At 70.9% G+C, this 14,058-nt stretch carries 11 protein-coding genes and 5 pseudogenes; 4 read left to right on the forward strand and 12 right to left on the reverse strand.

From position 1 onward, the window contains the following. Positions 1-133: 133 nt before the first annotated feature. Positions 134-498, reverse strand: a pseudogene (locus tag AB0L59_RS40535) (MerR family DNA-binding protein); the annotation flags it as partial. Here AB0L59_RS40535 and AB0L59_RS40540 point away from each other — a divergent pair. Both AB0L59_RS40540 and AB0L59_RS40545 read left to right on the forward strand, forming a co-directional pair. Then, entirely contained in the window at positions 488-700 is a 213-nt protein-coding gene (locus AB0L59_RS40540; protein ID WP_365592849.1) for a hypothetical protein, read from the forward strand. The pseudogene AB0L59_RS40535 and the gene AB0L59_RS40540 overlap by 11 nt on opposite strands. 45 nt (positions 701-745) lie before the next feature. Next, positions 746-1,558: a PhzF family phenazine biosynthesis protein gene (locus AB0L59_RS40545; RefSeq protein WP_365592757.1), complete on the forward strand. Its 813-nt coding sequence runs from the start codon at positions 746-748 to the stop codon at positions 1,556-1,558. Positions 1,559-1,576: 18 nt separating this feature from the next. Here AB0L59_RS40545 and AB0L59_RS40550 read toward each other — a convergent pair whose 3' ends face one another. Both AB0L59_RS40550 and AB0L59_RS40555 read right to left on the reverse strand, forming a co-directional pair. Then, a complete protein-coding gene (locus AB0L59_RS40550) occupies positions 1,577-2,341 on the reverse strand; it encodes a type II CAAX endopeptidase family protein (RefSeq protein WP_365592841.1) in 765 nt (254 codons plus the stop codon). A gap of 554 nt (positions 2,342-2,895) precedes the next feature. Beyond that, a complete protein-coding gene (locus tag AB0L59_RS40555) occupies positions 2,896-4,413 on the reverse strand; it encodes a glutamate--cysteine ligase (RefSeq protein ID WP_365592760.1) in 1,518 nt (505 codons plus the stop codon). A gap of 569 nt (positions 4,414-4,982) precedes the next feature. On the opposite strand from AB0L59_RS40555, the gene AB0L59_RS40560 reads away from it, so the two are divergent. Continuing rightward, positions 4,983-5,582 (forward strand): hypothetical protein, encoded by a 600-nt coding sequence (locus AB0L59_RS40560; protein WP_365592762.1) that lies wholly within the window; start codon positions 4,983-4,985, stop codon positions 5,580-5,582. A 287-nt stretch (positions 5,583-5,869) separates the two neighbouring features. Next, positions 5,870-6,076 (forward strand): DUF5999 family protein, encoded by a 207-nt coding sequence (locus AB0L59_RS40565; protein WP_030603474.1) that lies wholly within the window; start codon positions 5,870-5,872, stop codon positions 6,074-6,076. A 93-nt stretch (positions 6,077-6,169) separates the two neighbouring features. Here the strand turns inward: AB0L59_RS40565 and AB0L59_RS40570 are convergent. The 9 genes and pseudogenes from AB0L59_RS40570 to AB0L59_RS40610 all read right to left on the reverse strand — a co-directional run. Beyond that, a pseudogene (locus AB0L59_RS40570) lies at positions 6,170-6,407 on the reverse strand (1,4-beta-xylanase); the annotation flags it as partial. Positions 6,408-6,754: 347 nt separating this feature from the next. Then, a pseudogene (locus tag AB0L59_RS40575) lies at positions 6,755-7,092 on the reverse strand (XRE family transcriptional regulator). A gap of 38 nt (positions 7,093-7,130) precedes the next feature. Continuing rightward, a complete protein-coding gene (locus AB0L59_RS40580; protein WP_365592844.1) occupies positions 7,131-8,582 on the reverse strand; it encodes an amidase in 1,452 nt (483 codons plus the stop codon). A 410-nt stretch (positions 8,583-8,992) separates the two neighbouring features. Then, positions 8,993-9,370, reverse strand: a pseudogene (locus tag AB0L59_RS40585) (site-specific integrase); the annotation flags it as partial. A 69-nt stretch (positions 9,371-9,439) separates the two neighbouring features. Further along, on the reverse strand, positions 9,440-10,270 hold the full coding sequence (locus tag AB0L59_RS40590; RefSeq protein ID WP_365592765.1) for a carbohydrate ABC transporter permease: 831 nt from the start codon (positions 10,268-10,270) through the stop codon (positions 9,440-9,442). Further along, on the reverse strand, positions 10,267-11,274 hold the full coding sequence (locus tag AB0L59_RS40595) for a sugar ABC transporter permease (RefSeq protein WP_365592768.1): 1,008 nt from the start codon (positions 11,272-11,274) through the stop codon (positions 10,267-10,269). Before AB0L59_RS40595 ends, AB0L59_RS40590 begins: the two co-directional genes overlap by 4 nt. 7 nt (positions 11,275-11,281) lie before the next feature. Continuing rightward, positions 11,282-12,577: an extracellular solute-binding protein gene (locus AB0L59_RS40600; RefSeq protein WP_365592771.1), complete on the reverse strand. Its 1,296-nt coding sequence runs from the start codon at positions 12,575-12,577 to the stop codon at positions 11,282-11,284. A 90-nt stretch (positions 12,578-12,667) separates the two neighbouring features. Next, positions 12,668-13,372 carry a hypothetical protein gene (locus AB0L59_RS40605; RefSeq protein WP_365592847.1) on the reverse strand — a complete coding sequence of 235 codons (705 nt, stop codon included), beginning with the start codon at positions 13,370-13,372 and terminating at the stop codon, positions 12,668-12,670. Positions 13,373-13,408: 36 nt separating this feature from the next. Further along, positions 13,409-13,986 (reverse strand): annotated as a pseudogene (locus AB0L59_RS40610) (family 43 glycosylhydrolase); the annotation flags it as partial. Between the last annotated feature and the right edge of the window lie 72 nt (positions 13,987-14,058).

Here is a 14,058-nt window from a genome sequence, read left to right on the forward strand (position 1 = left end):
CGGGCGGGTAGCCAGACCTGGCTCGACATGCAGTCTTGCAGTCACTTCGAAACGCCGCCGGCGGACCACAACGATCGAGACGACGGACACCATCTGCGGGCGGCGGACCAGATCACTTGAGATTCGAGGGAGCTCACCATCTCAAGTGATCTGGTCCCCACAGGTCACAGCCCTGACTCCGAACCAGATCAATCGAGACGGGACAGATGCGACGCGGGCGGTATGCCCGGTCGGCCGGTCGCAGAGGGCATCCGGTGCCGGCGCGGGAGGTCAGGTCCGCGCGCACGGCGGCCAGTTGGGCCATGCGCTCGTCGATGACGCGGATCTTGTCCGCGAACAGGGCGGACAGGGCCTCGGCGCTGTCCGGGGCTCCCTCAGGTCCTCGCCGTGCCGGGCGATCTCGGCCGGGGTGAAGCCGAGCGCCTGAGCGGTGCGGACGTGACGCGGCCAGATCACCGTCTCCGGCGGGAAGTCGCGGTACCCACCGGTGACCCTTCGTACGACCCCTCCCCTGCACCGGCTGCTCGACGGCACCGCACGCGTCCTGTTCTCCCTGTGGCAGGCGTATGCGCCGGCCCATGGCGGTCCCGGGATCCTGTGGCCGTTCCTCGTGCTGGAGTTGTCGTTCGGTGTCGTCCGGCTCGCCCCGTGGACGCGGATGCGTTCGGCCAACCTGCGGGAAACGTGCCAGGACTCGTGAATTGGCCTTGGGCCGGCGCCGGTCGCAGCCACTAGCGTCGGCACCATGCGCATTCGAATCGTGGACGCATTCACCGACCGTCCCTTCGCCGGCAACCCGGCCGGAGTCCTCCTCCTGGACGACGTCTTCCCGGACGACGACTGGCTGCAGAACGTCGCCATGGAGGTCAACCACGCCGAGACGGCGTTCGCGCACCGGCTGTCCGAGGGCGGTGAGGCGGACTGGGCGCTGCGCTGGTTCACGCCCGTCGCCGAGGTCGCCATGTGCGGGCACGCCACGCTCGCCACGGCCCACGTCCTGCACACCACCGGCGTCCACGAGGGCCCGGTGCGATTCGCCACCCGCAGCGGCGTGCTCATCGCCACGCCCGCCGAGGACGGCTCGATCACCCTCGACTTTCCGACGGCCCCGCTCACCCCGGTGGAGGTTCCGGCCGGGGTCGCCGCTGCGCTGGGCGCGGAGCCGGTCGCCGTCTTCGACACCGGCACGAACGTCGGTGACCTGCTGGTGGAGCTGGCGGACGAGAAGACGGTCCTCGGTCTCTCCCCGGACCTCAAGTCCCTCGGCGCCTACCCCGCGCGCGGCATCATCGCCACCGCCCGCGCCGACGACCCGTCCCGGGGCTACGACTTCGTCTCCCGCTGCTTCTTCCCGAACGTCGGTATCGACGAGGACCCCGTCACCGGCAGCGCGCACACCGCGCTCGCCCCGCACTGGTCGGCGCGCCTGGGCCGCGAGGACCTCACCGGCCTGCAGGCCTCCCGCCGTACCGGGCTGGTCCGCACCGGCTTGCGTGGCGAGCGCACCCTGCTCACCGGCCGCGCGGTCACGGTCATCGAGGGCGAGCTGCGCGCCTGAGCGGGTAGTCCGCCGGTCTCAGGCCGTCGGCAGCCAGCCCACCTTGCCCGCGAGGAGGGCGTAGCCGACGAACGCGCCGATGTCGAGCAGGGAATGCGCGACGACCAGCGGACCGACCCGGCCCCAGCGGCGGTACAGGTACACGAAGACCACGCCCATGACCATGTTGCCGACGAAGCCGCCGACGCCCTGGTAGAGGTGGTACGAGCCGCGCAGGACCGCGCTGGCCACCAGGGCGGTCCCCGGCGTCCAGCCCAACTGGCCCAGTCTGCGCAGCAGATAGCCGACGACGATGACCTCTTCGAGAACCGCGTTCTGCAGGGCGGACAGGATCAGCACCGGGTACTTCCACCACACGCCCGGCAGGGCCTCGGGTACGACCGTGAGGTTGAAGCCGAGGCCGCGGGCGGCCAGGTAGAAGGCGATGCCGGTGCTGCCGATCACGGCCGCGATGCCGGCGCCGCGGACCAGGTCGGGCCAGGGACGGGTGCGGTCGAAGCCCAGCGTCCGCAGGCTGCCGCCCTCGCGCATGAGCAGGTGGGCGACCAGGGCGACGGGGACCAGTGCGGTGGCGATGCCGAACAGCTGCCAGGCCAGGTCGAGCCAGGGCCGGCCGGGGGCGGCCGAGGCGTTGAGGGTGGCTGCCTGGTCCTTCAGCCCGCCCGGCTTGGTCACCGAGCCGATGAAGCTGATCAGCGCGGAGACCCCGCTCGCTCCCAGGGAGAGGCCCAGGACGAGCAGTGTCTCGTCCCGCAGGATCCGCCGCGGGTCGCGCTCGCGCATCCCGGAATCGGCCACCGAGTCAGCCTCCACCCGCACTCCCGCCTCCAGCCGGCTCATGGGCCCCTGGCCCACCTCTGCCCGCAAGGATCGCAGAAGGAGATGTCAGGACGGCGTACAGGGCGCCCTACGCACCACCCGGCTCCCTCGCCACCCCATGAACACCTCGCCGCCGCGAGCCACTCCGGCACCCCCGACGGCCCGCACGGCGCTCAGCCACACCAGCACCACACACAGCGCCCAGCGACCAGGGCCCCACCGGTCCCAGACCCAACGACGCACCCCGGCCGCCCACGCCCCGGTCCACCCCGACGACGCACCCCAGCAACCGCACCTCGACGAACACACCAACAGCCCCACCCGACGCCCAACCACCCCAACGACGCACCCCAGCCGCCCATGCCCGGCCCGCACCCCGGCGCCCCACACCCCGGCCCAGCCCACGGACACTCGACGCCCAGCCACCGCGACGGCTCATCCCGGCCGCCCACGCCCCGGTCCACCCCGACGACGCAGCGCGGCGGCCCGCACGGGCTCGGCCCGCCCGTAGTCAGGCCTCAGCCGAGAGGAACCGCCTCCGGCAACCCCACCGGCCATGTGTGCACCGGCTCCCCCACATGCATCAGCTCGGCATAGCGGCGGGTCGTCGCGGCCAGGGCCGCTTCGCGGGTGAGGCCCTGCTCCAGGGCCCGGTGGAAGGTGGCCGCCTGCCAGGCCGCCCCGTTCACCCGGCGCCGGCAGCGCTCCTCGATGACGCCCAGGTACAGGTCGCGGTCGGCCGGCTCCACGCCCCACGCGTCCAGCCCGGCCGACGCCAGCGGCAGCAGCTCGTCGCGGACCAGGGTGACGGCGTCGACCTCGCCCGTGCCGCCGTAGCGTCCCCTGCGTGGCCACACGAGCCGCGCGTCGATGCCGTACCGGCACGCGGCGTCGAAGTTGGTCTCGGCCGCCGCGAAGGGCAGCCGGGTCCACACCGGGCGGGACTCCTCGGCCAGGGCACGGACCAGGCCGTAGTAGAAGGCCGCGTTGGCGATCACGTCGGTGATGGTCGGACCGGCCGGCAGCACCCGGTTCTCCACCCTGAGGTGCGGGACGCCGTCCGCGATGCCGTACACCGGCCGGTTCCAGCGGTAGATCGTGCCGTTGTGCAGCACCAGCTCGGCGAGCCTGGGCGTGCCGCCCGCCGCGATGACCTCCAGCGGCTCCTCGTCGTCGCAGATCGGCAGCAGGGCCGGGAAGTAGCGCAGGTTCTCCTCGAAGAGGTCATGGGCGGAGGTGATCCATCGCTCGCCGAACCACGTGCGCGGCCGTACGCCCTGAACCTGCAGTTCGGGCGGGCGGGTGTCGGTGGACTGCAGGAACAGCGGTGGCCGGGACTCGCGCCACAGTTCGTGACCGAACAGGAACGGTGAGTTGGCGCCGACGGCGATCTGCGCGGCGGTCGCCACCTGCGCCGCGTTCCACACGTCCGCGAAGCGGGCCGGGGTGACCTGCAGGTGCAGCTGAACGGAGGTGCACGCGGCCTCGGGGACGATCGACTTGGAGGTGCAGACGAGGTGCTCCACGCCCTCGATGTCGAGCCGGAAGTCCTCGCCGCGCGCGGCCACGATCTGATCGTTGAGCAGGGTGTAGCGGTCGACCTCGGAGAGGTTGGAGGAGACCAGGTCGTCGCGGTCGAGCGTGGGCAGGATGCCGATCATGACGATGCCCGCGTCCAGCTCGCCGGCCTTGCGGTCGGCGTACGCGAGGGAGGTGCGCAGTTCCTCGGCGAGCCGGTCGAATACTCGGCCGCCCAGTCGGTGTGGGGCGATGTTGACTTCCAGGTTGAACATGGCGAGTTCTGTTTGGAAGTCACGGCTCGCGATGCGCTCCAGTACCTGGCCGTTCAACATTTTCGGCATACCGTCGAGCCCCGCGAGATTCAATTCGATCTCGACGCCCATGAGGTTCTTGGGACGGTCGAATCGCTTCTCACGCAGCAGCCGCTCCAGTCCCGTGAGGCACTTCTGGAGCTTTTCGCGGTAGCGCTGGCGATCGGACAGGTCGAACTGCCCCGCCACGACCTTCTCCCCCATCGAAGTGTCCCTCCTCGGATGGGCGGGCCGACGGTCCCGCCGCCTGGCTCCCGGATCAGTGGGGATGATGCCCAACGGAAGCGATCGATAACGTCCCCCGCTGCCCCGGCGCCCGCTACTCTGTCGAATGTTCCCCGCGGCACATTCACGGGGCATGCCGCACTGCGCACCTTCGGGTGCCCCGAACGCCTCGTGAAAAACGCCGACGACATTCGGCCGACCGCTACTGGCGCGTAGTACGAGGTCAGCGCAGGAGGAGCGGTCAGGAAATCGGGAGGACTCCCGCAAATCGATGGCGTATTACCGACTTGCGCGACTTCCCGAATGGGGATAGACGAAACATCGGCCGAACACGCGTCGTATAAACTTCGCCCACAAGGCAGAAGGTTGACGCCCTCGGTCCTGGTTCCTGCCGTGTTCAGGCCGTCCCGGTGACGGGCGGCAGGCCGAGCCGTACCCATGTTCACCGACCCGGGCCCACACCCTTACGGCCTTGCGTGAGCAGACAGCGCCGTCCGCCCCACCCCTCCTCGCGCCGCCGCGCCTGTCGTACGAGAGAGGCGACCCACATGCCGCTGCAGTTGCCCCCTGCCCCCGCGCCTGCCCTGCGCTCCGTCCTCACCGCCCTCGGTTCCCCCACCGCCGTCCGTGAGGCCCGCACCCCTTCCCTGCGCGCCGCGCAGGGCCCGGCCACACCCGAACTTCCACTGCCCGTCCATGTGCTGGACCGCATCACCGCACCCGGCCTGTCCGCGACCCGGCTGGCCGGCTGGCGCTTTCTGATCCGCTGCGGCGACCGTGCGGTGGCCGCGGCCGACACCATGCTCACCCCCGACGGCTGGGCCTTCTCCCACTTCTTCGAGGGCCCCTACGTCGCCTCGACCGAGCGCGCCCTGCACCAGGCAGAGGCACTGCAACAGCCGTACCAGGCACGACTGCTGTCGGTGCCGGGTCTGTACATGCTCACCCTGTGGCTGCACGACGACCTCGCCGCCGACGGGGCCGAGGGACACCCGGCCGACACCGATCTGCTCGTGCCACTGGCGCCTGCCCCGCCCGGCATACCGGCGCACCGCCCCTTCCGGGTCGGCGAATTGCTTCCGGTGCTGACCTCTCGAGCGACGCCCCTGCCCCTGCTCGGGCCGCCCGTGCTGGGCTCGCCCGCCTGACGCCCGCCCAACGCACGCCCGCGTACCCCGCTTACCCGCAAGGGAGGCGGGGTACGACCATGTCAGGGACCTGGCCTGCGAGGACTAGCCCGATCAGGCCACGGCGAACCACCCAAAGGGACAGTGCACTTGGACTGAACCGTCCGCCCGGGTGACGCGTCATGAACCTGTGAGAAGCGGAGCTGCGAAATCCCTGCGGAATGACGCCCAGAGGGCAACACTGGGTTCCGACCGACTTATCACCACGGGGGACGGCCATGACCACGACAGAGCGAGAGATCCCACCCATGTGCCAGCACCAGCCGCCGTGTCCGCCAGCCGAGTCCGCCGACCGGGAGTCCGCCCGTCTCGTGGCGCACCACCCGGAGCAGGGATGGAGTCTGCTGTGCAACGGCGTCCTGCTCTTCGAGGACACCGGTGAGCTGCTGCCCGACGGCCGGATCATCGCTCCGCACCGCCCGCTGGGTGCGGAGCAGGTGATGACCGCCGCCTGAGCAGAGCACGACCGATCCCGAGGGGCCGGCCGCACCCACCCGGTGCGCACCGGCCCCGACGCGTGTCCGGGGGCGGTCACGGTCGGTGGCCGGTCACTGACGCAGTGCCTCCCGCGCCCGGACCCTGCGCCTGCGCGCCGGCTTGGGCCGGAGCTGTTCGTCCCACGGCTGCACCGCGCCCTCGCCCGGGAAGAAGGCCGGAATTCAGGAGTATGCGTCGCTGCGGTCCCAGCGGGTCACTCACGCCCACACAGCGGCGCACGGCCGGGCAGGCGTCGCCCTCGGTGAGGGCGGTGTCCAGGCCGAGGCCCGAGAAGCGGCGCAGGTTGTCCCGGTCCTTGACCGGCGCACGCCTGCAACACGGCCCGTAAACTCGCTCGCGGTCCACTGCTTCGAGGTGAGCCAGTCGGGCAGTCGGCCCGGCGCAGCGGCCTGGCCGACGCCGACCGGTCGCCGTACGTACCACCGACCATGAGCCGGACCGGTCGCGGCCGCGCCTCGTCCCCCGAGGTGTGCCTCGTGCCGACACCGCGGGCACATCCCGCGCTCAAGGGGCGCTTCCTTGCCCAGGGCCGGCACCCGTCGGGCACCCGGTACCACTGCCACCAGCAGCCACCCCAGGCACACTGGGCAGCTCCGCCAGCCCCTGACCACGACCCGCCGTCACCGGCCGGCCCCTCAGCTCGGCGGGAGCGTGCGTGGCCGGCACCACGACGGGTGCGCGGCACCGGCCGCACCGGGCCCTCCCCCGGCTGTTCCTCGGCGCCGACCGCGTGCTGTCCGGATTCCGGCGCCCTGGGCCGCCGCGAGCGGCTCGGCCTGGAGAAGGTCGGCGACCGTGCAGCTCAGCGTGGCACACCTCTTGTCCGGGTCATCGGCGGCCCCCCTCCGCGGATTCCACCTCACCGAAGGTTCCCCTCGTCCAACCAGTCGCCGGGCCGCCCGGGAGCCGGCCGCCAGATGCCCGGTCGCGCTCCCGGGAGCGACTGCGCGCATTCGGAGGATCTCGTCGTGATCCGCACCTCGCCCTCGGCGGACACCCAGGTGGTACGCCCTACTTCGGTGCCTGGAAGCCGCCGATCTTCTGCTCCAGCAGTTCGGCCAGCCGCAACGGGGTGCGGTCCTCGAACATCGGACCGATGAGCTGCACCCCCACCGGCAGACCCTCGGGCGACCGGCCCGCCGGTACGGCGGTGGCGGGCAGGCCGGGCATGGTGGCCAGACCGGCCCAGACCAGCTGGTCGAAGTACGGGTACTCGGCGCCGTCGATGTCGATCCGGCGTTCCCTCGGATCGGGGTTGTGGTCGTGCGGGAACGCGGGAGTGGGCGTGATGGGACACACCACCGCGTCGAACTCGGCGAAGAGCTGCCGCCAGCCGTGGCGGTGGAGCTCGCGACGGCTGTTCGCCTCGATCCAGTCGCGGTGGCTGAACACCATGCCGCGCAGCAGCGCCGCATCGAGACTCCGGTCGTCCGCGCTCAGTGCGGCGGCGCGGGCCTGCAGCTGCTCGTACGCTTCGACAGGAAAGCGCGCGACGGAGCCCGAAAACAGCAACTGCCTGTAGAGCATCGCGGCTTCGGTCAGATCGGGCAGCAGCGGACTGTGCCATTCGACGCGGGCACCGCCGTCGACAAGCGCGTCGGCCACCCGGTTCACGCCCGCCCGCACGGCGGACCCGGTCGGAATGAGCGGATGCTCGTCGAGGACCAGGACCCGGAAGTCGCGGAGCCGTTCGTGGCGCGCGGGCGGCAGCGTCAGGTGGTACGCCACACCGGCCGTCAGCGGGTCCGGCCCGGCCATGACGTCGAGCAGGAGTGTGAGGTCGCGAGCGGTGCGCGCCATCGGACCGACGACGGCGAGGTCGTGCTCGACCGGCAGGGCCGGCCCGGGCGGCGGGACCATGCCGCGGCTCGCCGCCAGCCCGAGTGTCGGCTTGTGCGCGTAAATGCCGCAGAAATGCGCGGGGGTGCGCAACGAACCGGCGAGGTCGGAGCCGATGGACAGCGCGCCGAATCCGGACGCCAGCGCCGCCGCCGAGCCGCCGGAGGATCCGCCCGGGGTACGACGGTGGTCCCACGGGTTGTTGGTGGTGCCGTAGATCTCGTTGAAGCTCTGTACGTCTTGCAGCCCCAAGGGCACGTTGGTCTTCCCCAGCACCACCGCGCCCGCGGCCTTGAGCCGCGACACCTGCACCGCGTCCTCGGCCGGCATGTAGTCCCGGTGCAGCGGTGTGCCCCAGGTCGTCGGCAGCCCGGCGATGTCGTAGGACTCTTTGACCGTCACCGGAATGCCCAGCAGCGGCCGGTCCTCACCACGGGCGCGCGCCTGGTCGGCATCGCGCGCGGCGGCCCGTGCACGGTCGAAGTCCGGCACACAGATCGCGTTGATCGCATCGTCGTCCTGTTCAATACGGGCGATCGCCTCGTCTGTCAGGTCCGCCGAGGTCACTTCACCGGCACGCAAGGCAGCCGCGAGTTGTTCGGCTGTCGGAAAGTTCCAGTCCATGAATCCGACCGTATGGGCCTGCGGAAGAGGGCACGAAATGCCGCTTCGCACAACGGGGGTGGAGGTCTCCGTACTCGTCTGCCTGGCGGTCCTCGACCCGATGGTCGCAGTGCTGGTGGGACTCGTTCGGTCCGCGGGTGTCCGGTGGCCGGCGGTATGACGACGCCGGACGTCATCGCGAACTCGGATCGTCAACCGGCCGCAGCCGCAGGAGAATCCGGCGTGGCTGCCGCGTCCCGTCGGACAGCTGTCCACCACGCTCCTCGGCCTGTTCGCCATCGCGCCCTTGGTTCCCTCGCTCCGAGCCACGAGGGGGGTCACGGTGCATCTCAGTTGCACGACCCGATGACGGTTGTTCGCGGTGAAGGGAGGCGGTGACACGGTTTGGGGCGTCAGCAGCCCCGCGAAGGCCCGCATCGCTCCGCTGCCCGGACGCCGGAGAGGTAGGCGACCTTCGTCATCACGTAGTCCCGGGAGGCGACCGCGTACTTCCGCGCGTTCGGCAGGTCCTCGCGCCACCGGCCGAAGAAGACCTTGATCGCCGTCCGGGAGGGCGGGATGCGCAGCCCGAAGCCCCGCGGTGCCGTGGCCGGTTGGTCGGGTCGATCGGCGACTCGACGGAGGAACGCGAAGTACGCGTCGATCTTGTCGATCTTGCCACGCGGGGTCGACTGGGCCCGCTCGCCCGGTCCGGCGAGGTATCGGTCGACCTCTACGGCACCGTTCCGTGGCAGCTGACCTCCCGCGTCGCGCGCCCACTGGTACGCGGACAGCGTGTCGAGGAAAGAAGCGCCCCGGCGAGTCGAAACGTGCGCTCTTGCCGCGCATGGTGCGACTCCTGCCTCTCAGCGGTGTGTTCAACCCTTGGTGGCCCCGGCGGTGAGGCCGCCGACGAGCTGGCGCTCGGCGACGGAGTAGAAGGCGAGGGCGGGGACCATGGCGAGGACGAGGTAGGCGAAGACCCGTGCGGTGTCGGCGGAGTACTGGCCCTGGAACTGCTGCACACCGATCGGGATGGTCCACCAGGTGTTGTCGGTGAACACCAGCAGCGGCAGGAAGAAGTTGTTCCAGCTGGTGACGACGGCGAGGACGGAGACCGTGCCGAGCGCGGGCCGGGCCATCGGCAGCAGCACCCGCCAGAAGAACCCCAGCGGTCCGCAGCCGTCAAGGGTGGCGGCCTCCTCCAGCTCCCCCGGGATGTGCCGGAAGAAGCCGCGCAGGATGATGATCGTCATCGGCAACCCGAACGCCGCCTGCGGCAGGATCACGCCCAGGGGGTTGTCCAGCAGGCCCATCGAGCGCAGCAGCAGGAACAACGGCAGCGCCGCCACCGCGAACGGGAACATCAACCCCATCGTGAACAGGGTGAACAGCACTTCCCGGCCGCGGAAGGCGAAGCGCGCGAACGAGAACGCGGCGAGCGCGGAGACCGCGACGACGATCACCGTCGTACCGACCGCGATCAGCGTGCTGTTGCCGACCAGCCGCCAGAAGGAGCCCGAGCCGAGGATGTCGCCGTAGTTGGAGAGCACCCAGGGCCTGGGCAGCCCGACCGGGTTGCGGGAGAGCTGGTCGGTGGACTTGAAGCCGGACAGCACCGCGTACAGCAGCGGCACGGCCATGACTGCGCCGACCACCACCAGGACGATGTGCACCGGGACCGTACGGCCCCTGCGGCGGACACTCATGCTCCGGCTCCCCTCATGGTGGTGGTGGCGCCTTCGAGGTCGCGGCGCAGGACGAACCGCTGGTAGGCGAGCGCGAAGACGAGGCTGATGGCGAACATGACCACGCTGATCGCGCTGGCGTAGCCAACCTGGTAGCGCTTGAAGCCGTACTGGAACAGCGTCACGGCCATCGTCTCGGAGTGGTGGTCGGGGCCGCCCGCGGTGACCACCCACACCAGGTCGAACAGCTGGATCGACCCGATCACGGACAGGAAGACGCTGATCCGCAGCGTGGGCGCGAGCAGCGGCAGGGTGACGTGCCGGAAGCGCTGCCAGGGGTTCGCGCCGTCGACGATCGCCGCCTCGGTCAACTCGGCCGGGACGGACTGGAGGCCGGCCAGGTAGAGCATCATGTGGAAGCCGAAGTACTTCCACGTCATGACCAGGAAGAGCGTGGCCATCACGGTGGAGGTGCCGGCGAACCACTCGCCGCCGAGCCCGTCGAGCCCGATCGCGCCGAGCACGTGGTCGGCGAGGCCGTCGTCCGGGGCGAAGATCATGCTGAACAGCACGCCGGTGACGGCCTCGGAGAGCACGTACGGCGCGAAGAAGAGCATCCGGTACACGGCCCGGCCGCGGACCTTCCGGTTGAGCAGGACGGCCATGGCGAGCGCGAACGGCAGTTGCAGCGCCAGCGAGAGCACGACCAGCAGGAGACAGCGCCACAGGTCGCCGAGGAAGACGGGGTCCCGCAGCAGGCGGCTGAAGTTGTCGGTGCCGGTGTAGTCGGACGGCATCCCGAAGCCGCCCCAGCGGAAGAAGGACGCGTACAGCGCGAACAGGATCGGCAGTAGGACCAGGACGCCGAACAGGATCAGCGCCGGCAGCTGGAGGCCCATGGCGGTGAGCCAGTGCAGCGTGCGCCGGCGCGAGCGCTGCCGGAGCGGGCCGGCCGCCGGAGTCGGCAGGACGGCATCGGGTCCGCTCCGCTTGCCCCGTTCGTCCGGAAGGAAGGTGGAGGTCATCGCGGGCCTACTGCCCTTCCTTCGCGGTCTTGGTGATCGACTCGGCGACCTGCTGCGGGGACTTGGACCCCGCGATCAGCCCGGCCACGCTGTCGTTGACCTGCTGGCCGAGAGCGGGGGCGTAGGCCTGGTCGAGGTAGAGCTGGAAGCCGGTGGCACCCTTCAACTGGGCTTGTACGGCCTTGACGTTGGCATCGGTGAGGGCGCTCTCGGCCGCCGGTACGACCGGCAGGACGCCCGTCTTCTTCACCAGTGCCCGGTCGGTGGTCTCGGAGGCGAAGAACTTCAGGAAGTCCACGGCCGCCTGCGGGGCGCCCTTGCGCAGAGCGTGGCCGCCCCCTCCGCCGAACACCTCGGTGATCCTCCCGGCGCCACCCTCGACCTCGGGGAACGGGAAGAAGCCGAGGTTCGCGCCGAGGCCCTTGCCCGCGTCCGCCTCCACGACCGGCGCCCACTGGCCCATGAGCTCCATGGCCGCCTTGCCGTTGCCCACGGTCGCGGCCTGCCCGGTCGGGGAGGAGTATGCGGCGCCGAGGAAGCCCTTCTGGAACGGCTGGAGGTCCACGAGGTCCTTCAGGTGCTGCCCGGCCCGGACGAAGCCGGCGTCGCCGAAGTCCTTCCTGTCGTTGGCCTTCTGGAGGGCGTCGACTCCCGCGGTGCGCATCGCGAGGTACGCCCAGTAGTACATGCCGGTCCAGCTTTCCTTGCCGGCCAGCGCGAGCGGGGTGATCCCGGCGGACTTCAGCTTCCCGACGGCGTCCAGGAAGGCGCTCCAGGTGGTCGGCGGCGCGCTGATCCCGGCCTTCTTGAAGAGCGCCTTGTTATACCAGAAGCCCACCATGCCGATGTCGAACGGGACGCCGTACAGCTTCTCGTCGAGGAGATACGGCTGCTTGGCCACCGACATCAGTCCGTCGGCCCAGGGCTTGGTGCGGTCGGTGAGGTCCTCGACCAGTCCGGCGTCCACCTGCTGCCTGAGTACGCCGCCGCCCCAGGTGTGGAAGATGTCCGGCAGCTTCCCGGAGGCGATCAGCGCGGTCATCTTCGACTTGTACGCGTCGTTCTCCAGCTGGACGATCTTGAGCTTGACCTTGGGGTTCTGGGCCTCGAACTTCTTGGCGAGACCGGCCCATACGGTCTTGGTGGGTTCGGTGGTCGAGATGTTCCACCACTCGATCGTGGTCGTCCCCGAGGACGACCCTCCGTCCGAGTCTCCGCCGCAGCCGCTGAGTGCGGTCACACCGAGACCGGCGGCGACGGAGGCAGCCAGAAAGCCGCGGCGGGACAGTGCGGGGTCGCCCATCGTGCGCTCCTTCGACATATTCCGGAGTTGCTGGGGAGGAGGGCATTCCGAAACATTCGAAGAAATTCCCGAACGTTCCGAACGGCGACTCTAGGAAGGCGCGTGGGGAGCGTCAAGGTGTCGCGCAGGAGGTCGCGGGCGCGTAGGCGAACCAGTCGAAGGCGGCGCGGCACTCGGTGACGTACATGCCGATGACCCGCCCGGTGATTCCCGTGGCCACTTGGGTGGACAGATGGCGGCCGTCCAGTTCGGCCAGTCGGACACATCCGTCGGACGTTTCGACCCGGAAGGCGACGCTGTCCGGGCCGTCCCCGGGCCGGGGTTCCGGGTCGCGCGGTTGTCGACGGCCGGGGCGACCGGGCCCACGGGCAGCGGGAGTTCGGTGACGCGCCGGCGCAGCGGGCCGATCCGGGCGATGACGGCCGCCGTCCCCGCGGCCACCTCCAGGTCGTAGTGATGGTCCTCGTCGATGCGGACGGACAGCCCGGCCCGGCCCGCCCCGGCCTCCAGCCGTGCGGCGACCCGGCAGCCGTGGTGCTGCTGGCGACGGCCGACGAAGGTGTGCCCGGGCCGGTCGAGGCTGTCCCCGGTGGCGGTCAGCGTGAGCCGGCCGGGCCGCTCGGTGAGCGACCAGCACCCCTCGAGCCTGCGGCGCGGGGATATCCAGTACGGCGCGAGCACCGGAGCGGTGAAGTCGTCCCGCAGCGGCGGCTGTCCGACGGGCGCCCGGGCTGCCGGCGCCGGGTGCCGCTCGCGCACCGGACCCACCCGCGGCCATCCGTCGGCCCACTCCACCGGGGCCAGGAAGGTCTCCCGTCCCAGGACGTGGAACTCCGGGAAGAAGCCGCGCGGCCGGGTGCCGAGCAGCACCGTCCACCAACTGCCGTCCGCCGCCCGGACGAGGTCGGCGCGGCCGGTGCACCGGATCAGCAGGCCGGTACCGCGATGGGTCAGCACCGGGTTGCCCGGGGCCGGTTCCCACGGGCCGCGCGGCGAGCGGGCGCGGGCGGCCGAGACGACGTGGCCCAGCGCCGTCCCCCCCTCGGCGAGCAGCAGGTACCACCAGTCGCCGATCCGGTGCAGATGCGGTGCCTCAGGGCCCCTGAGGCCGGTGCCGGACCAGATGGGCAGCGGGCCTTCGAGGACCTCTCCGGTGCGCGGACCGATCCGGGCCACGGTGACCCCGGCCATCGCACACCAGCAGGAACCGTCCTCGTCCCAGGCCAGGTCGGGGTCGATGCCGGGAAGGTCGATCACACCGGGTCCGACCAGGGGTCCTCCGGGCGTTCGGCGGTGACGAGGAAGGTGCCTCCGGCTCCGACGCTGGTGGTGACGATGTGGAACAGCCCGTCGCGGCGGCGGATCGTCGGCGCGTAGACGCCACCGGAGGCCGGTGTGTCGTCGGGCATCGTCAACTGGCCCGGCCTGTCGAGGACGTTGCCGATCTGCCGCTGGAGCACACCAGGTAGTGGTCGTCCCCG

The organism is Streptomyces sp. NPDC052109 (genome assembly GCF_040680195.1).
Taxonomy (GTDB): Bacteria; Actinomycetota; Actinomycetes; order Streptomycetales; family Streptomycetaceae; genus Streptomyces.